Source organism: Flavobacterium algoris (assembly GCF_048158525.1).
GTDB classification, from domain to species: domain Bacteria; phylum Bacteroidota; class Bacteroidia; order Flavobacteriales; family Flavobacteriaceae; genus Flavobacterium; species Flavobacterium algoris.
Window position 1 is genome coordinate 24,893 of the sequence record NZ_JBLNKT010000005.1, and the last position, 20,165, is coordinate 45,057.

General features: G+C 32.9%; 11 protein-coding genes and 1 pseudogene. 6 read left to right on the top strand and 6 right to left on the bottom strand.

Annotation, left to right across the window (positions count from 1 at the left end; translation table 11 throughout):
- The first annotated feature begins 23 nt into the window (after positions 1 to 23).
- The gene (locus ACM55I_RS03905) at positions 24 to 4,670 is read left to right on the top strand and encodes a DUF3320 domain-containing protein (RefSeq protein ID WP_416845464.1); all 4,647 of its coding nucleotides are present in this window, start codon (positions 24 to 26) and stop codon (positions 4,668 to 4,670) included.
- Between the two features lie 470 nt (positions 4,671 to 5,140).
- Here ACM55I_RS03905 and ACM55I_RS03910 read toward each other — a convergent pair.
- The 6 genes and pseudogenes from ACM55I_RS03910 to ACM55I_RS03930 form a co-directional block, all read right to left on the bottom strand.
- Positions 5,141 to 6,172 (bottom strand): annotated as a pseudogene (locus tag ACM55I_RS03910) (ISAon1 family transposase).
- Entirely contained in the window at positions 6,162 to 6,473 is a 312-nt protein-coding gene (locus ACM55I_RS16330; RefSeq protein ID WP_465245405.1) for an ISAon1 family transposase N-terminal region protein, read from the bottom strand. The pseudogene ACM55I_RS03910 and the gene ACM55I_RS16330 overlap by 11 nt, the downstream one beginning before the upstream one ends.
- Before the next feature lie 482 nt (positions 6,474 to 6,955).
- Positions 6,956 to 9,706 (bottom strand): AsmA family protein, encoded by a 2,751-nt coding sequence (locus ACM55I_RS03915; protein WP_416845465.1) that lies wholly within the window; start codon positions 9,704 to 9,706, stop codon positions 6,956 to 6,958.
- Positions 9,707 to 9,801: 95 nt separating this feature from the next.
- Complete coding sequence (locus tag ACM55I_RS03920; protein WP_416845466.1) at positions 9,802 to 10,443, bottom strand: endonuclease III domain-containing protein; 642 nt, start codon at positions 10,441 to 10,443, stop codon at positions 9,802 to 9,804.
- A 4-nt stretch (positions 10,444 to 10,447) separates the two neighbouring features.
- Entirely contained in the window at positions 10,448 to 10,837 is a 390-nt protein-coding gene (gene msrB, locus ACM55I_RS03925; RefSeq protein ID WP_416845468.1) for a peptide-methionine (R)-S-oxide reductase MsrB, read from the bottom strand.
- A 34-nt stretch (positions 10,838 to 10,871) separates the two neighbouring features.
- On the bottom strand, positions 10,872 to 11,738 hold the full coding sequence (locus ACM55I_RS03930; RefSeq protein WP_416845469.1) for an alpha/beta fold hydrolase: 867 nt from the start codon (positions 11,736 to 11,738) through the stop codon (positions 10,872 to 10,874).
- A 189-nt stretch (positions 11,739 to 11,927) separates the two neighbouring features.
- Here ACM55I_RS03930 and ACM55I_RS03935 point away from each other — a divergent pair, with 189 nt between their 5' ends.
- The 5 genes from ACM55I_RS03935 (at position 11,928) to ACM55I_RS03955 (ending at position 20,107) form a co-directional block, all read left to right on the top strand.
- Complete coding sequence (locus ACM55I_RS03935) at positions 11,928 to 13,349, top strand: glycogen synthase (RefSeq protein WP_416845470.1); 1,422 nt, start codon at positions 11,928 to 11,930, stop codon at positions 13,347 to 13,349.
- Positions 13,346 to 14,626, top strand: coding sequence for a glucose-1-phosphate adenylyltransferase (locus ACM55I_RS03940; RefSeq protein WP_416845471.1), 1,281 nt, complete (start codon positions 13,346 to 13,348; stop codon positions 14,624 to 14,626). Before ACM55I_RS03935 ends, ACM55I_RS03940 begins: the two co-directional genes overlap by 4 nt.
- 70 nt (positions 14,627 to 14,696) lie before the next feature.
- Entirely contained in the window at positions 14,697 to 16,604 is a 1,908-nt protein-coding gene (glgB, locus tag ACM55I_RS03945) for a 1,4-alpha-glucan branching protein GlgB (RefSeq protein WP_416845472.1), read from the top strand.
- 199 nt (positions 16,605 to 16,803) lie between these two features.
- Positions 16,804 to 19,203, top strand: a complete 2,400-nt coding sequence (locus ACM55I_RS03950) for a glycoside hydrolase family 31 protein (RefSeq protein ID WP_416845473.1) — start codon at positions 16,804 to 16,806, stop codon at positions 19,201 to 19,203.
- 88 nt (positions 19,204 to 19,291) lie between these two features.
- Complete coding sequence (locus ACM55I_RS03955) at positions 19,292 to 20,107, top strand: M48 family metallopeptidase (protein ID WP_416845474.1); 816 nt, start codon at positions 19,292 to 19,294, stop codon at positions 20,105 to 20,107.
- The last annotated feature ends 58 nt before the right edge of the window (positions 20,108 to 20,165 follow it).

Sequence of the window (20,165 nt, forward strand, 5' to 3'; positions counted from 1 at the left end):
TAGGAAACTTAATTACCTCATATATGTCTGAATCAATTCTACCAAAATTGGAAGCATCTCGTAAAGAACTTTTAGATCTTGGAATGCGTAATACCTTACTTAATTATAAGACTTCTAAAGTTAGAGGTTTACAAATTCTACAAGAAAAATCATCATCTGTATTCGATATTTTAGTGCGGCAGAATAAAGCAATGACTTTTTTAGGTCGTCCAGGCAAAAATGAAGACGATGAATTATTTGAACTGCCTGAACTTACTGAACCTGAAATACTGGATGCATATAATGACACACGATTACAAACCAATGAAACAGAAACCAAGCTTCAGACAAAAATTCTCAACACCTATTATTTTGCTAAAACAAGTATTGAAGAGCAAGGTGTCAATATCTTGTATCTTGCATTAGGCATACTGAATTGGTATGAGAAGGGAAATACCGAAGACCCCAGAAAAGCTCCATTAATCTTGCTACCGGTGGTACTGGAACGTTCTAGTGCAAATGAGCGTTTTCGTTTAAAGTATACTGGGACTGAGATTGGAGCAAATCTATCCTTACAAGCAAAAATGATGGTCGATTACAGCATCACAATTCCTGATCTTCCAGAAGAGGAAGAAATTGATCTTGAGGCATATTATAACATTATAAAAGAGCGAATAAGCCATATTGAGAATTGGAAAATTGATGAGGATGCTATAGAATTAGGCTTCTTTTCCTTTGGCAAATTTATGATTTACCATGATCTAGATAGTGACAAATGGCCAGATGATAAAAAACCGTTTAATCATAGTATTTTACAATCATTGTTTGATACAGGATTTAATGAACCTCAACCATCAATTGGCGAAGAGCATCATCTTGACAACGAAACCAATGCTGATCAGCTGATGCAAGTGGTAGACGCTGACAGCTCGCAGGTTATTGCAATGCTTGCAGTTCATGAGGGACGTAATATGGTAATACAAGGTCCACCTGGAACAGGCAAATCACAAACTATTACAAATCTTATAGCAAATGCTATTGGAAATGGTAAAAAAGTACTTTTTGTTGCAGAAAAAATGGCTGCATTAGAAGTTGTAAAACGGCGACTTGACAATATTAACCTAGGAGAAGCCTGCTTAGAATTACATAGTCACAAAGCCAACAAAAGAGAATTGCATAATGAACTCAAACGAATTTTAGATTTAGGCAAACCAACAATGACGCGTTTGGAAGAAGAAATTAGATTTCTTCTTCCTATGATAAATGAACTCAATGAATATTGTAAAGCAGTAAACTCTGAAATAGCTAAAAGTGGTTATTCAGCACAAGAAGTGATGGGATTTCTTTTAAAAATAACAATTCAAAATAAAGATTATAAATTTCCGAAAATACACATTGAAAATATTAGCTCATGGGACTCTTCACGTATGAATGAAGTAGAACTACTGGCTGAAAAAATACAGATCAGGTTAGAAAAAATTGGACATCCTGAAAACTTACTGTTTTATGGAACTGATAAAAAAATTTTTCTACCCATAGATGAAGAAACCTCTAAAGGATTATTAGAAATTGTAATAAAAGACACTACTGAAGTAATAACTCTTATCACTTCTATTTCTAATTATTTTGAAATCCAGCCATCCACTGAATTAAGTGATATTGAACGATTAATAAAAACTATTAGAACTGCAGCTGAAAATCCAGACATTACATCTATGAATCTGAACGATTCTGCATGGCTAAATAATCAAGTAGATATTGCTGAATTATTAGAAACTGGAATTCGACTGCAAGAACTGCATACACAATATGATAATTTAATTATCCCGGAGGCTTGGGATTATGATGTACTTGAAATAAGACAAAATTTAATCATACATGGAAGTAAATGGTATAAATTCTTAATAGGAGATTATAAAAACAGTGTAAAGAAATTGTCATCATTGCTCACTACTGGAATACCTTCAGATTTAAATACAAAATTAGACTACGTCAATTCTTTAATGGAAGGAAAGCGTCTTAGAGCAACCCTCCAGTCTTTTGAGCCTTTAGCACAAAGATTATTTGAAGTTAATTATCAAAAGAAACGTACGGATTGGGCGGCCCTTAAAAAAGCTGCGCAATATATACAAAATGTACACCTTCTTATTCAGAACGACGTAATTTCAAATACGTTTCTATCCTTTCTTAACAAAAATGAGAAATCTGATATTGCTTCAAACTTTTTAATTGACTTAGAGAATGCTTTAGAAAAACAAAATAATTCATTAAAGTCAGTTTTAGAAAAACTGGATTTAAAAGATAACAAAAGAATAAAAACAAGTTTATTAAAACAGCAAAGTTTATTAAAACAATGGTTCGAAAAATTACCTGAAATCCATCAGACAGTATCTTGGAATGTATTGAAAGAAAACATTGAAAAAGAAGGCGCCGATTATTTAATTCGAGCAGTATATAATTGGCCGGATGTAGTATTAAAACTAAAAACTGCAGTACAAAAAACCTGGTACGAATACTTGATTGAACAGGCAATGATTAATAGTTCGGAACTTCGCAAATTTGAACGCTCCGGTCATGAAGAAGTTATTGAAAAATTCAAGCGACTTGATGTACTTAATCAGTTTTATAATCGTGCCAAAGTTGCACTTAAACATTGGGAAAGTTTACCAAAACAAGAAGGCGGCGGGCAAATTAATGTACTTAAAAGCGAATTCAACCGCAAAGCCAGACATATGCCAATTAGAAAACTTATGCAAGAAGCAGGACTGGCAATTCAAGCAATTAAACCTGTTATAATGATGAGCCCTATGTCAATTGCAAATTTCCTCCCTCCAAATAGTATCGATTTTGATCTGGTCATTTTTGATGAAGCAAGTCAGGTGCGTCCTGTCGATGCTTTAGGAGCTATTTTACGAGGTAGACAGGTGGTGGTTGTCGGTGATACAAAACAAATGCCTCCAACAAGTTTTTTTGATAAATTAAATACTGATACTGAAGACGAAGAAAATGTAACTGCTGATATGCAGAGTATCCTAGGCATGTGCGATGCTCAAGGAGCACCCCAGCGTATGCTGCGTTGGCATTACCGCAGCAGACATGAATCCTTAATTAACTTGTCGAACCAAGAATTTTACGAAAATAAATTAATAATTTTCCCTAGTCCCGGTTCTAAAAGCAAAATGGGTTTAGCATTTAATCATTTGCCAGATACCTATTATGACAAAGGTAAAACACGCACCAATCCTAAAGAAGCAGAAAAAGTTGCTGATGCAATAATTAGTCATGCTTTACATAATTCTAAACTAAGTCTTGGAATTATTGCCTTTAGTACTGCACAAATGCAGGCAATTCAAAATGCACTTGAAATAAAAAGAAGAAAAATTCCTGATGTTGAAAGTTTTTTTAGAAACCATCCTACTGAGCCTTTTTTTATTAAAAACCTTGAAAATGTACAAGGTGATGAAAGAGATGTTATTTTTATCAGCATCGGTTACGGTCGAACAGAAGACGGTAAAGTACCTATGAGTTTTGGCCCTTTAAATAATGAAGGTGGTGAACGCCGACTAAATGTTTTAATTACAAGAGCAAAAAATCGATGCGAGGTATTTACAAATATTACAGCGAGTGATATGAATCCTGGACCAAATGCAAAATTTGGTATCCGAGCATTAAAAAGTTTTCTCTATTATGCACAACACGGAAAATTTGAAAGTGATAAAGAAGAAATTCTAACTAAACCACAGCCATTTGAAGAAATTGTCGCTGAAAGCCTTCGCAGTAAAGGTTATGTTGTGAGAGAAAAAATCGGCTCTGCAGGATTTTATATTGACTTAGCAATAGTGGATAGTGATAACCCAGGAAGATACATTCTTGGGATATGTTGTGACGGAAAATCTTATGAAGCTGCAAAATCAGCACGAGATCGAGATCGGTTAAGAAGTACTGTGCTGGAAGGAATGGGCTGGAAATTATTTAATATATGGAGTATTGATTGGTTTCGTAATCCTGAAGGAGAATTAGGCCTTCTGATAGATGCCATTGAAAAAGCCAAAAATCAAGTCGAACATAATGATGCGCTTGAGGAAGAATTAATGGAAGAACTAAGAAATCTTATCCGAGAAGAACCTAAAGAAATAGATAATTCCCTTCCACGCTGCTATATAGCAGCTTCACTTCCGCCTGATGTTGCACATCAAGAACTTCATACTTACTCCTTAGGAAAACTGGCAGTATGGATACATGAAGTTGTCAAAGTTGAAAGCCCAGTTCACTTTGAAGAAATGGCTCGTCGAATTGCTGATGCTAATGGTATTTCAAAAATTGGAAGCCGTATTCGAGCATCAATTGTCAATTCTGCTGATTATGCTGTAAAAGCTGGATTAATAAAAAAGAGCAATGATTTTCTTTGGCACATTGAAGATCATTTACCGGTAATAAGAGATCGAAGTTATCTCAGTCCCAATTCGAGAAAATTAACTTATATATCGCCTCAAGAAATGAACTTGGCCATCAAGAAAGTAGTGGAAACTTCAATTGCTATTCAACCTGATAATGCAGTTGTTCTTATTAGTAAGCTTTTTGGTTTTGCGCGAGTTACAGAAGATATGCGAAATCACATTTTAAAATCTATTGAAGATGCAATTACAAACAAAGTTGTTATTAAAGATGGAGAATTTATAAAATTGATATAAAACATTGAAATTCTTAAGTTACTTCAAAAAATTATTTTTTTTTTTGCAAGAAAGTAGTTGATATTAGATATAATCAACTGAATATGCTTAGTTAAAGTGGATCTTGGGTAAAGAATAAACTTAAGGCTATCGTTAGTTTGAATCAACAAATGATAACATACTCAAAAGCTTTAAATCTTGCAGTAAATGGTTCGAGAATTGTCCCGACAGGGTCTCTAATTTACTTTATTTTTATATTGACCATGATTGGATTTGAACCAAATTAATTTGATTTACAACTTTCTCAATTTCTTCAAATCCTGCATAAAATGGTTCGTAAACAGTCCCGTATGGACCACCATAATTTTAAAAACCTCCAAAGTCATTTGATTTTGGAGGTTTTTTTTGGTTCGAAAAATAGCACGTTTTTCGCATACCGCTGTGAAGTCCCATATATAGGATCAAGTCTAAAACCTGTGGAAGATGAAAAATTAAGCATAAATATTAGTTAGCCTAAAAAGGAAAAACGCAACGTTTCTAACGCCTCTAAATTGCGCTCTAAATGCTTTTATTTTAGCATTGAATGATTCGGCAGAAGCATTGGTGCTTCTATTCTCAAAATAGTTTAAAATAGTTTGATAATGATTCATTATAGATCGTGAGATAGTATTAAATGATTTAAAACCAGATTGATTTACTTTTTCATGCCATTTGGCTAACCTTGAAAGTCCAATAATTTTATCTGTTGTTTTTTCAAAGATATTTCTCAAATCTTGAGCTAAATCGTATGCTTTTTTGATATCAGGATATAGTTCAAATAATAATGCGGCACGGTCCATTTGGTTTTACTCACATTTTTATTTGAATTTTGGTCTTCGTGATGTGCTTCGCAGTTCTGACCATTTAGATTTGTTCTTATATAAAAAATAACGGCTTCGGGCTAGTAATTGCTTAAGAGTATCTCCATTAGTTAACACTTCAGATTCATATTTTTTATTGGCTTTTTCAGCTTTTTCTATAGCATTATTTTCCTGATCTATTGCTTGCCAACGGTATTTGATTCTGATTTCCTGTAAAGCTTCCAAGGCTAATTTTTGAACATAGAAGCGGTCGGTTACCTGTGTCGCATTTGGAAAATACTTCTTGGCTATTAATCCCATATTTGCTGTCATGTCCAGTGTAATCTCTGTGACTTGATTGCGCAGTTTGAGAGGGATTGCTTCAATAAAAGAAATTACATTATCAGCTTTAGTTCCAGCAATAACGGCAACTATGGTTCCTTTTTTTCCTTTGCTTGCTTTATTGGTTACAATAGTAGAGAGTTCTCCATTGGAGAGTGAAGTTTCATCTATCGATAAATGTTTGCCTAAGTTTTTTGGAAAAAGAAGCCATTGTTTGGCCTGCGATAGTTGCTCCCAAGTTTTAAAATCACTTAAGAAATCTTTGTATTGATGTTGCAGTTTTTTACCCGTAACTCCATAAAAAGAGGCAATAGCATTGCAATCATTAGGCCTAGAATCTATTGATCTCTTTTAAAAAAGACGCAAACTCTTGTGTTACACGAGTTCCGTCTGCTACTAAATTCCAATCTCTAAAAACGACTTGTCCGGTATCCTTATTAAGCCATCTTCTTCTGGTGATGTGTAGGTATACCTGATGTCCGCGAATTGGGAAATCCTGAACAGTTATCTCATCAAAGAATCCTTTCGAACTTAATTTGTGTTGACGATATTCTTTGGGAATCGAATTGACCTCTTTTAAATAAAGATAAAGTATTTCTGCTCCTTTTTTGTATGAGGTTAATTCGAAGTAATCAACAATAATTTGATAAGTTCGCTATAAGAATCTGCCATCGGTGGTTATTTATAAATGCAAATATCCCTTTTTTAATATTTCCCCACAACTTTTAGGATTGATCCAGTTTTATGAATGTATATTCGATGTAAAAAGTAGCATTGGGGATTGCTTCACAAGTGATATATGGGGTTGATATCTTTGTGAAAATTATGGTCTTCAATGAATATGAATTTAAAATTTTATTTTTGAGAGTGTTATGTAATAAGCATTTTAGGACAGCTTATTGAAAATAATTCTTTGTATAGAATTTTTATTTGAAGAACACTTTTTTTGCGTGAGGGATAGCAGTGAAAAGCCCACAGTCCTGTTGAGTCTCAAACTCAACGGGACGAGGACTTGTAACGGATAGCCCGACCTGACTTTTTTCGGGAAGGTCACGCCCAAAAGGAATTATTATTAATTATAAGGAATCTGTTGGTTTAGAAATTCACGAGATGAAATAAAAAAAACTAGTTGATAGTGTCTTTCGTTTCTTCAAGTTCATCTGATTTACGGCCAATTTTTATTTTTGGATTGTTTTTATTCCCTGTGATAACTAATGGAACTCCAAAAATTCCTAAAGGTGGTAAACCCAATCGCATTTTGAGGTTCATTTTTCCGTCCAAGCTTGTTTTTCCTTCTATTCTTGGACGGAAACCGGCAAATTTGAACTTGAATCTTTCAATAGTTATGATGTTATTTTTTATTGAAGTCTTTATATCCACTTTTGAAATTTCAGGATTTTTAATTCCTTCATGACTGGTTTTTTTACTTACGGCATTAAACATTTTCATACCGTATAATTTTATATCTTTTACAGAAACGACACCGTTACCTACTAAAGAAGGATATACGGGTTCCATTTTTTCATTTAATTTACCTTTTAGTTTATAGTCTAATGATATGGTTCCTTGTGCTTTTTCGGCAACACTTGCCATTTCTCTGAAAATTTTAATTTCGTTATAAGCTCTTTTAATATCAAAATCGCTGGCTTTTATATCATATTCAAATTGCGCTTTTTGTGGAGTAATTCCTTGATATTTAGCATTCATGCTAACTGCACAACCAATCAGATTAAAACCGGTATTTTGCATGTTTAATTTGCTGTTTTTCATTTGCAGCGCTCCTTTGGCATCGTTGAGTGTTAGTCCATTAAAATTTACTTTTTGAGCATTAGCTTGGAATTTCAAATCGAAATTAGACGGAATAAGAATTACTCCAGTTTCTGGTTTTGCAGTGACTATTTCAGGTTTTGAGGTTTCAACTGTTGTAGTTGTTTTGGTAGTATTCGGCATAAATTCATCCGCATTGATGTATTTAGATTTTAGCGTAAATGCACCTCTCAAAACACCGTTTTTAGAAGTTATGAAGTTGAATACGTTTTGTAAATAACCGTTCATTTTGAAATCAGATTGACCATAGGCAGCCAAAAAGTTATTGAAAGTCATTTTATCCTGATTGATTTTGAAAATCCCTTCTTTTATAAGAAATGACTTTGGCAAATATTCAGACGCTACAAGAATATTTCGGAGTTCGAGTGTCCCTTTGTTATGCAGTTTGCTATAGTTGCCTTTTTCGGCGTCACTTTGTTTTCCTTTTAAGGCTAAATCAGCTTTGATAGAACCATCAATATCTAGTCCTTTTTGGGAGAATACTTTGTATATTTTACTAATGTCGAGCGTTCCTTTGGCTTTGATGTCATAAGCTAGATCATCAAAATTATTTAAATCTGCGTCTACAAAAACCGGTTTACCCTCAAAGGTAAACTGTGTTGGTTTTAGTGATGCTTTAAGGTCGCTGAATGTTCCTTTTTGATTAGTTATCTTAGAAACAATGTTGATATCAGTAATTGGATTTGGATAATATTTGGTTTTTAAATAGCCGTTTTTTAAATTTAGAGTTGCATTTGTAACCGGAAAAATATGCTTTTTTTGATCGTATTTTCCTTTTGCGTTTCCATTACCAGTTAGCATTCCTTTTAATTCTATATCAGGAATTCCAAGTGCACGATTGAGTTTTTCTAAATCAATCGTGGCGTTTATATTAGCATCAATTTCAGGATTATTTAATCCTTTTACATACAGTTTTGTTTTTAAATAATCAGCAACGACGTTCAAAGATAAATTCTTTGCATCAACAATTAAAAGATCTGGATTTAAGGAAGGAAGTTGGGTTGATATATCCAGATTTAGATTTGAAACAGGAAATTTACTCTTATCATAATTTACAAAACCATCTCTTATTTTTAAATCGAGATTTAGATTAGGCGCTTTCTTTTCTGAAGCAATATATTTTCCTTTTAAAGTCAGGAGTAAATCGGTTTTCCCCTTAAGTTCTGTTTTTTTGAGCCATGTGATATACTTTGGAGGAAAAGCAGTAAATAAGTCTTCCAAATTACTATCAGTAGATTTGACAATGAAATCAATATTGTAACCATCTTTTAGAAAATCAAATTTTCCTTTGAAATCGACTGGTAATTTGTTGATTTTTAAATCATTTTGCTCAAATATAAAAGACAATGAATTGACGTTTACTTTAGTGATTAAATCCCCATCTACTTTTTTGTTCATCAAGTAGGGTTCGTTTTCATAAATGATATTTAATCGATCAATTTTTGCTTTAGAATATAAATCAAATACATCTTTGCTTAAATCTCCATTGCCAAGATAATTAAAACCTAGAGCATCAAAATGTATGTTGGTTGATTGATCGTCATAAATAATTTGGCTATTTTTTATTTCAATTTTTTCTAATTTTAAAGCTGTTTCTGAGCTATCACTTTTTTGTGTTTCTTTTGGAGCGATATATACATTATAGTTTGCTTCTCCATTTTTATTAACTTTTACATTTATAAAGGAATGGTTCAGATATATTTGGTCAATATTTATTGCACTACTGAAAATTAAGGATGAAACATCTATACCAAACGAAACTTCTTCAGCGGTAATGAATTGCTCTTTTTTATAAGGAGCAGAACCATTGAGTTTAAAATCATTTAAAGTCAGTGTCAAAGATGGGAAATGATGAAAAAAGGAAACTTTTGCATCAGAATAATTTAGCTCTCCATTCAGTTTAGTATTGGCTACTTTTTTGATTTCTTGTTTAATCCTTTCTGAAAAAATAAAAGGAGTTATAAACATTAAAGAAAGAATGATTCCAATTGTAATCCCTATGTATTTTAATGTTTTAAGAGCGATTGATTTAAATTTATTGTTGGGCATATGTAACTCCTTTTCTGTATTATTTGTATTGAAAAAAAGTGCAAATATACTCAAAAATAAGGTGATAATTTTTTGAAAAACCCCCGTTTTTAATACTATTTTAAATTTTTATAATAGGCACAAATAGCATTAATGGGACATTCAAGACACTTAGGTTGTGGCCGACAAATTTCTCTACCTAGAAATGAAATAGCCATCCCAATTTCACCCCAAATTTCTCTTGGCAGCACTTGCATGAGTTGCTTTTCTACTTTGATACCGTCTTTGGCTTCGGTAATTAATCCAATTCTGGGTGCTACTCGAATGACGTGTAAATCAGCGATGATTCCTTCAGCTGGTACTTTTGCTTCACGCATAATAACATTGGCTGATTTTCGTCCGATACCTTTTAAGGCAACTAAACCCTCCATAGTTAGCGGAATATTTTCATCTTCTTGAATAGTTTGCGCGATTTCAAGCAACCAGTTGGCTTTGGTACCAAAGTTTCTGACACTGGAGATATTTGGTATTAATGCCTCTAGATTCGATACCGCCAAACTTTTCATATTTGGGTATGCTTCAAATAAAGCGGGAGCAATTTTATTGATATGAGCATCAGAATCTTGTGCCGAAAGCACTACCATTACCAATAATTGGTATAAATTATGGTAGTCCAATGGATGTTTCTTTCCTTTGTATTTTGTTAGAATAGGTTCTAATTTTTTAGCCCAATCCGTTGCATTTTCAAATAAATCCATAACATTATTTTTTAAAGTTCACTGATAAAGAATTCACGCAATACCGTTGTCCCGTTTTAGTAGGTCCGTCATCAAATACATGTCCGAGGTGACTACCACAATTGGCACAAAGAATTTCAGTACGTTTCATCCCATGTGTAACATCTGAAATATATTGTACTTTTCCAGGAATTGATTCATCAAAAGAAGGCCAACCACAATGTGCATCAAATTTAGAATTGCTTTCAAATAAAAGTTCTCCGCATGCGCCACAGCAATAGGTTCCTTTTTCATAATGTAGGTTATACGTTCCAGTGTGTGGGTATTCGGTTCCTTTTTGTCGAAGAATTCGGTAGCGTTCAGCTCCCAATTGTTCTTTCCATTCTTGTTCTGTTTTTTCTAAAGGATATTTCATGATTTATAATTTTATATATAACATTGTTATACGGTTATTTATTTTGAATGAATTGAACTGTTTTTTCAATTACTTTAGGGTTACCAAGAATTTTCCTGTGTCCTAAGCCATTGGTTAATAATAATTCTCCATTTTTTAAGTATTTATGAATGTGTACTCCAGCTTTTACCGGAACTTCGGGATCATCATTATCATGAATCACTAAAATAGGAATAGTAGTTTCTTGAGCCGCTAAAAAAGCCGAATAATTATTCATTTCTTCCTTATATTTCTTTTCGAAATGCAAACGCAAACGAGTGCTTATACTTGGTTTCAAACCTAATTTTGCCACAAAGTCATCCATTATGTCTTGTACTATATCGCCACTACCAATAACAACGGCATGATTTACTTTTAATCCTTTTTTTATGGCATTCAAAACTGACATACCACCCAGTGAATGACCAATTGCAGCTTGAAATGGTCCAAATTGCTTGTCAATCTCTAAAATGGTAGCAATAAAGTCAACCATAATAGTGTTTTTTCCAGGTGATTTTCCATGTGCAGGCGCATCAAAACTAATAGTGGAATATCCTGCTTTTAATAACTCGTCCGCTATTTTGAATAACTGTGTTCCTCGTCCAGACCAACCATGCACCAATAAAATTTTCTTTTCACTTTTTCCGTATTGATACAAAACGACCTCTTTATTTATTGTCGGAATCTTGATTAATTTTTGGCTGCTATTATGATCCATTTCCAATTCTCTTTTGGGAATTTTATGTTTTATAGGCGTAGTAAACAGTTTAGCAGCAAATAATGTAATTAATTTTGGCGAAATAATAGAGATTAATTTACTGGTTAATAAGATAATCTTAGGAATTTTCAATGATTGTATATGAATAGAAGTTTTTTTTGTCATTTCAATAAATTTTCATGCGTGTTATTATGTTATGGTTTTTTTACTAAATTTAGAAAAACATAAAAGTAATATTTTTTACAAAGTTTTTATTGGTATTAACATAAAAGGCATAAATAATTAATATTTAGAATTGTTGCAAAAACACCTAAATAGCATCATAATTAACTGAAAAACAACAAAAATTCATAGATGGAAATATTTCATATCAGTGCAGAGTGTTACCCAGTAGCAAAAGTTGGCGGTTTAGCCGATGTTGTGGGTGCATTACCAAAATATCAAAATAATGCGGGACATCTTGTAAGAGTAGTAATACCTTGTTATGATTCAAAATTTAGAAACGAAAATGAGTTTGAATGTGTACATTGGGGACATGTAAAATTAGGGAGTTTTAATTTTCCTTTCAACGTTCTTAAAGAAAAAACAGACAAGTTGGGATTTGAATTGTATCTGGTAGAAATCCCCGAATTATTTGACAGAAAAGAAGTTTATGGTTATCAGGATGACATTGAACGTTTTTTATCATTCCAAATTGCCACTTTAGATTGGATAATTGGGAGAGCGGATATTCCGGATGTTATCAATTGTCATGATCATCATACTGGTTTGATTCCTTTTATGATGTTATATTGTGATAAATATCAAAAAATACGCGATTCGCCTTCCATGATCACTATTCATAATGGTTTGTATCAAGGACAGTTTGGATTTGATAAATTGCATTATTTGCCTCCATTTGATTTGGCTCACGTGAATGTTTTAGAATGGGATAAATGTGTAAATTCACTCGCTGTCGGAATTAAATGTGCTTGGGCAGTGACGACAGTTTCTCCTAATTATCTAAATGAAATAAATTATTCGGCTAATGGTTTAGAATCCTTGTTTAATTTGGTACGTTATAAATCCAGAGGAATTTTAAACGGAATAGATATTGAAGTTTGGGATCCTGCCAAAGATGCTATGCTTGAAAAAAACTATTCGATTAAAAATTTTGAAAAAGGCAAGCAGGAAAATAAAGAAAAATTATGTAGCCTTTTTAATTTAGATCCAACAAAACCGCTTTTTAGTTTTATTGGAAGATTATTGGAAGAAAAAGGAGGGGATTTATTACCGCATGCTTCAGCACTTGCATTATCTGAAAATTATGCAGCAATTAATATTTTAATTTTAGGTTCAGGAAATCCAACAATTGAAAATCAACTGAACAGCTTATTGGATGATTATAAAGGCAACTACAATACTTTTATTGGTTACAATGAAGAATTAGCCCATTTAATTTATGCTGGTTCTGATTTTCTGTTAATGCCTTCCAGAGTGGAACCATGTGGCTTAAATCAAATGTATTCATTGCGATATGGAACAATTCCTATTGTTAGAAGGACAGGAGGATTAAAAGATACTGTTATTGATTTTGGAGATGATGGAAATGGGATTTGCCATGACCAAGCAACAGTAGGGGATGTTTGTTATTCGATTCAAAGAGCAGTCGATTTATATTACGATAAAAAACATTTAAATAAAATCAGAAAAATAGGAATGAGCACAGATCATTCCTGGGAAAGAGTCTGTCAAGAATATATAGAAATGTACAATTTAATAATTAAGAAGAAATGAAAGCTAAAAAGAAAAATGTTATTGCAATTATTTTAGGTGGAGGACAAGGATCCAGATTATACCCATTGACAGAAACAAGATCTAAACCAGCTGTGCCGATAGGAGGTAAATATAGATTGGTAGATATTCCTATTTCAAATTGTATGAATTCGGATATTTATAGAATGTTTGTATTGACACAATTCAACTCGGCTTCTTTAAATGCACATATTAAAAATACGTACAACTTTAGTATTTTTAGTCATGCCTTTGTTGATATTCTTGCTGCGGAACAAACGCCTGATAATCCAACTTGGTTTCAAGGAACTGCTGATGCTGTAAGACAATGTATGCCCCATTTTTTGAATCATGATTTTGATTACGCTTTGATTCTTTCCGGAGATCAGCTGTATCAGATGGATTTTAATGAAATGCTTGAAGAGCACATCAAAAATGAAGCTGATATTTCCATTGCTACCTTGCCGGTAAATGCAAAAGATGCTCCTGAATTTGGAATATTAAAAACAAACTCTGAAAGCTGTATTGAATCTTTCATTGAAAAACCAGCAAAGGAATTGCTGCCAGATTGGGAATCGGATGTGAGTGAACAAATGAAAAGCGAAGGCAAGCATTATTTGGCTTCGATGGGAATCTATATATTCAACAAAAAATTGTTGGTAGACATCATGTCCAATAAAGAAACCAAAGATTTTGGTAAAGAAATTATTCCACAAGCTGTAGGCCACAAAAAGATATTAAGTTACCAATATGAAGGATATTGGACTGATATTGGTAATATTGATTCCTTTTTTGAAGCGAATATTGGACTGACGGAAGACTTACCTAAATTTAATTTATTCGATAACGACAATAAAATTTATACAAGACCAAGATTATTGCCACCTTCGAAATTTCAAAAAACGACGGTTGATAAATCGTTGATTTCTGAAGGTTGTATATTGAATGCCAAAGAAATAAACCATTCCGTGATTGGTATTCGATCCAGAATAGGTGAGGGAACCATAATTCAAAATTGTTATGTAATGGGTAATGATTTCTATCAAAATATATGTGATATGAATGAGGATATCAAAAACAATAAACAATTGATAGGTATTGGAGAAAGGTGTTTTATAAACAATGCTCTTGTGGATAAAAATTGCAGAATTGGTAACGATGTTTACATTAATGGAGGCAGTCATTTAGAAGATTTCTCAAATGAATTGTACGCTATTAAAGATGGAATTGTTGTTATTAAAAAAGGTGCAGTTATACCTGACAATTATATCATAAAGTAAATTTACAAACTGTTTTTTCTTTAATTTAATGTTCTAATTATTTTTTGTAATTAGAAATACACAATAAAATATGAATAAAGTTATCTCGCATTCCCTTTTTACCGATTTTGATATCGATTTGTTTAAAGCTGGGAAACATTTTAGACTTTACGAAAAACTAGGAGCACATCTCGTAACAGTTGATGGTGTTGATGGTGTTTATTTTGCAGTTTGGGCTCCAACTGCGCATTCTGTATCTGTGGTTGGGGATTTTAATTTTTGGACGCAAGGAGAGCATCTGTTGCAAGTGCGTTGGGATTCATCAGGTATTTGGGAAGGGTTTATTCCCAACATTACAAAAGGTACAACCTATAAATATAAAATAGAATCCAATAATGGAGGAATTGTGACTGAAAAAGCAGATCCTTTTGCTTTTTACTGTGAAAAACCGCCACATACTGCCTCTGTAGTTTGGGATTTAGATTATAAATGGAAAGATAAAAACTGGATGAAAACGCGTCAAAACCATAATGGTTTGGACAAACCTTATTCAGTTTATGAAGTGCATTTAGGTTCTTGGAAACGTCATACTAAAGAAAATCGTTTTTTGACTTATCTAGAATTTGCAGAGGATTTAGTAAATTATGTAAAAGAAACGGGCTTTACTCACGTTGAGTTTATGCCTATAATGGAGTATCCGTATGATCCTTCTTGGGGTTACCAATTAGTTGGTTATTTTGCTCCCACTTCTCGTTTTGGAAAACCACAAGATTTTATGGTTTTGGTGGATAAATTGCATGAAGCAGGAATTGGAGTAATTCTGGATTGGGTACCTTCTCATTTTCCAGATGATGCGCATGGTTTAGGATTTTTCGATGGATCAAATCTTTTTGAACATCCTGATCGTAGAAAAGGGTATCATCCGGATTGGAAAAGTTTAGTTTTTAATTATGGACGAAATGAAGTTCGTTCGTTTTTAATTAGTAATGCGTTATTCTGGTTGCAATATTATCATGCCGATGCGTTGCGAGTTGATGCTGTTGCTTCTATGTTATATTTAGACTATTCCAGAAACGATGGAGAATGGGAACCTAATATCTACGGAGGAAGAGAAAATCTGGATACTATAAGTTTCTTAAAAGAGTTTAATGAAGCTGTTTATTTAAATTATGAAGGAGTTCAAACCATTGCTGAGGAAAGTACTTCTTTCCCTATGGTTTCAAGACCAACATCCGTTGGTGGATTAGGCTTTGGAATGAAATGGATGATGGGATGGATGCACGATACTTTGGAATATTTTCAAAAAGATACCGTGTATAGAAAATACCATCAAAATGATTTGACTTTTTCAATGACTTATACTTTTTCTGAAAATTTCATGTTACCGCTTTCCCATGACGAAGTTGTCTATGGAAAAAAATCAATTGCGGGAAGAATGCCAGGTGATGAATGGCAAAAATTTGCAAATTTAAGATTGTTGTATGGCTATATGTTTACACATCCCGGAACTAAATTATTGTTTATGGGAAGTGAATTTGGACAAAGTAGCGAATGGAATTTTGAAGGAAGCTTAGATTGGCATTTATTGCAATATCCGTTCCATGAAGGGGTAAAGAAATTGATTACTGATTTGAATAAATTGTATAAAACGGAACCTGCTTTGCATGAAAAACAATTTAGTCCGGAAGGTTTTGAATGGATTAATTATTCAGATCATCAAAATGCGGTGATGTCTTTCATTCGAAAAGGAAATAATCCAAAAGAAGATGTGATTGTAGTTTGCAATTTTACTCAGGTAGTTCGTCCTAATTATCGTATTGGTTTACCAAGAAAAGGGAAATTAATCGAAATTTTTAATAGTGACGCTGCTGATTATGGAGGAAGCGGACTTTCTAATCCTAAAAAATTGACCGTTGAAGCCATGCCTTATGACGGAAGGGATTATTCTACAGAATTACTTTTATCACCTTTAAGTGTAACAGTTTTCAAAATTTCATAAATAAATTTTTTACATATAGTATCAAATTGCATTACTAATAAATTTCATTTAATATGAAAATAATTAGTAATGTGATTTGGTATTACTACGTCCTGAAAATCACAACGTTTTCGCGAATAAATACAAGATATTCAGCTGTTTACGAAGTGTTTTTGTAAGTTTGATTAGCAAATTGACAGTAAAATTAATACCACCGAAAATGATTACAAATACAGAATTAGAATATAAAGGAGATTTATATCCCACAAAAATAGTTTCCTTTGAACATGAAGTAGATTCCGTTTTTTTTCATACTGATAATAGTGTGATATTAAAAGTAACTGTCTTAAGAGATAGTTTAATACGTTTTCGATTTACCACAAAAGGATATTTTAGTAATGATTTTTCATATGCTATTGACAAAAGTCATTCACACGGATATAATTTTCTTGAGGTTTCTGAGGTAGAAGATTATTATCAGATAAAAACCAGTAAAGTGCAATGTAGAATTCAAAAAATAGATATGCGATTGTCTATTTTTGATTTGGAAGACCATCTGATTTTAGAAGATGAATTGGGTTTTCATTGGGAAGAAAGCTATGAATATGGGGGGAATATAGTGAAAATGAGTAAGTCTTCCAAAGATGGAGAATGCTTTTACGGACTTGGAGACAAAGCAACCCAATTGAATTTGAAAGGGAAAAGGCTTGAAAATTTTGCTACAGATCAATATGCTTTTCAAAAAGACCAAGAGCCATTATATAAAGTGGTTCCGTTTTACATTGGATTACATAATAAAAAAACTTATGGGATTTTCTTTGACAATACTTTCAGAACTTATTTTGATTTTTGTCACGAAAGAAGAAATGTATCCAGTTATTGGGCTGAAGGTGGAGAAATGAATTATTATTTTATTTATGGACCACAAATGCAGGATGTTGTAACCACATTTACTGATTTGACCGGTAAACCGGAATTGCCACCACTTTGGGCACTTGGATACCACCAATGCAAATGGAGTTATTATCCAGAAAGTAATTTAAAAGAAGTTGCAGCTAAGTTTAGGGAATTGAAAATTCCATGCGATGCGCTGTATTTGGATATTGATTATATGGAAGGTTTTCGATGTTTCACTTGGAATAAAGAATATTTTCCTGATCCAAAAAGAATGGTAGCTGAATTAGCTGAGGATGGTTTCAAAACTGTGGTAATTATTGATCCGGGAATCAAAATTGATAAAGAATATTCGATATACAAAGAAGCATTAGAAAAAGATTATTTCTGTAAAAGAGCTGATGGTCCTTACATGAAAGGAAAAGTTTGGCCTGGAGAATGTAATTTTCCAGATTATACAAATCCAGCAGTTAGAGAATGGTGGGCAGGTTTATTTAAAGAATTAGTTTCGGATATAGGTGTAAAAGGCGTGTGGAATGATATGAATGAGCCTGCCGTTATGGAGGTTCCCAATAAAACATTTCCAATGGATGTAAGGCATGATTACGATGGAAATCCATGCAGTCATAGAAAAGCGCATAATATTTATGGAACTCAAATGGCGAGAGCTACCTATCATGGTGTTAAAAGATTTGCTTACCCAAAAAGACCTTTCGTTATTACCCGATCAGCTTATGCTGGAGCACAACGATATTCATCATCTTGGACTGGTGATAATGTTGCCTCTTGGGAACATTTATGGGTTGCAAATATTCAAGTGCAACGAATGTCTATTTCAGGAATGGGTTTCACAGGATCAGATATTGGAGGATTTGCGGAACAACCATCGGGAGAATTGTACGCACGTTGGATTCAATTAGGAGTTTTTCATCCTTTTTGCAGAACCCATTCTTCTGGGGATCATGGAAATCAAGAGCCATGGGCCTTTGATGAAGAAGTTATTGATATCACTAGAAAATTTGTCAGTTTGCGCTATCAGTTATTACCTTATTTATACACCATGTTCTGGCAATATATTGAAGAAGCGATTCCAATGTTGAAACCATTGGTATATTATGATCAAGAAGATATTCAAACACATTATAGAAATGACGAATTTATTTTTGGAAACCAAATTTTAGTTTGCCCTATTTTGGAACCTAATTCTTTAGGAAGAAGAATGTATATTCCACGTGGCCATTGGTATAATTACTGGACAAATCAAGAAGTCAAAGGAGGAAAAGAAATTTGGGTGGATACTAAATTTGACCAAATCCCACTTTTTGTAAAATCAGGTTCCATAATTCCAAAATATCCTATTCAACAATACGTTGGAGAATTAGAATTTGACGAGTTAACATTAGATGTTTATTACAAATCAGGCAAAGAAAAGTCGGTAGTTTATGAGGATGCTCAAGATGGATATGATTATAAAAAAGGTAGATATAGTTTTCTGTCATTTCAAATAATTGGAAAGGAAAAAGAATTGATAATTCAGGTTCATAAAGAAGGAAAATACGATACTAATTATTCAAAATATAAAATAAATTTTATAGGTTTACCATTTAAAGTTAAAAATATAGAAATTGATAATGAAAAAATTTTATTTGATAAAAGAACTTTTGAAAATGGTAATTATCTAATCATAGATAAAGAATTTACAGAGCTGCATATTATTGGAGAATAAACAAAAAAGTTGATACTTTTGAATTTAATTATATAAAAAGAAAATTAATAACTATTTGTATTTTTGTATACTAATTAAACTTAAAATTATGAAAAAACAATTATTATTAGGAGTTTGTGCGTTAGGACTTGTTTATTCTTGTGCTACAAATCCTCTTACAGGAAAGAAAAGTCTAAATTTTGTTTCAAACAGTGAGTTGTTTCCATCATCGTTTCAACAATATGGAACTTTTTTAAATGAGAATAAAGTAATTACCGGAACTGCAGATGCAAGAAGAGTAGAAACAGTTGGGATGCGAATTAAAGCAGCAGCAGAAAAATATTTGACCTATTTAGGGCAATCACAATATTTGAATGATTACCGTTGGGAATATAAATTAATTGATAGTAAAGAAGTAAATGCTTGGTGTATGCCAGGAGGAAAAATCGTTGTTTATTCAGGGATATTACCAATAACTAAAGATGATGCGGGGTTAGCTACGGTAATGGGACATGAGGTTTCACATGCATTGGCAAATCATGGTGCACAAAGAATGAGTGCTGCTCAATTGCAACAATTGGGTGCTGTAGGAGTTGCAGTTGCTACTGGTAGTCAAAGTGCCGAAAAACAACAAATGTGGCAACAATATTATGGATTAGGTTCTCAAGTAGGAGTAATGCTTCCATTTAGCCGAAGTCATGAAAGTGAAGCTGATAAAATAGGACTTACATTGATGGCAATTGCGGGTTATAATCCAGATGATGCAGTAATATTTTGGCAAAGAATGGCAGCACAGTCTACAGGACAAGCACCACCAGAATTTATGAGTACACACCCATCTGATGCTACCAGAATTGCAAATTTAAAAGCATTGATTCCGGAAGCGAAAGCAACAGCTGCTAAAGTTGGAGTTATTTATAGATAAAAACACATTCTTGATGTTTATCATTATTATATTAACAAAGATTTAAATAGGCTATTCT

Bases quoted from the DNA above. Each gene is read 5' to 3' on its own strand.
- msrB (WP_416845468.1), bottom strand. From the start codon at position 10,837: ATGAAATATCCTTTAGAAAAAACAGAACAAGAATGGAAAGAACAATTG.
- ACM55I_RS03940 (WP_416845471.1), top strand. From the start codon at position 13,346: ATGAAAGCTAAAAAGAAAAATGTTATTGCAATTATTTTAGGTGGAGGA.
- ACM55I_RS03950 (WP_416845473.1), top strand. From the start codon at position 16,804: ATGATTACAAATACAGAATTAGAATATAAAGGAGATTTATATCCCACA.
- ACM55I_RS03935 (WP_416845470.1), top strand. From the start codon at position 11,928: ATGGAAATATTTCATATCAGTGCAGAGTGTTACCCAGTAGCAAAAGTT.
- ACM55I_RS03905 (WP_416845464.1), top strand. From the start codon at position 24: ATGTCTGAATCAATTCTACCAAAATTGGAAGCATCTCGTAAAGAACTT.
- glgB (WP_416845472.1), top strand. From the start codon at position 14,697: ATGAATAAAGTTATCTCGCATTCCCTTTTTACCGATTTTGATATCGAT.
- ACM55I_RS03920 (WP_416845466.1), bottom strand. From the start codon at position 10,443: ATGGATTTATTTGAAAATGCAACGGATTGGGCTAAAAAATTAGAACCT.
- ACM55I_RS03955 (WP_416845474.1), top strand. From the start codon at position 19,292: ATGAAAAAACAATTATTATTAGGAGTTTGTGCGTTAGGACTTGTTTAT.
- ACM55I_RS03915 (WP_416845465.1), bottom strand. From the start codon at position 9,706: ATGCCCAACAATAAATTTAAATCAATCGCTCTTAAAACATTAAAATAC.
- ACM55I_RS03930 (WP_416845469.1), bottom strand. From the start codon at position 11,738: ATGACAAAAAAAACTTCTATTCATATACAATCATTGAAAATTCCTAAG.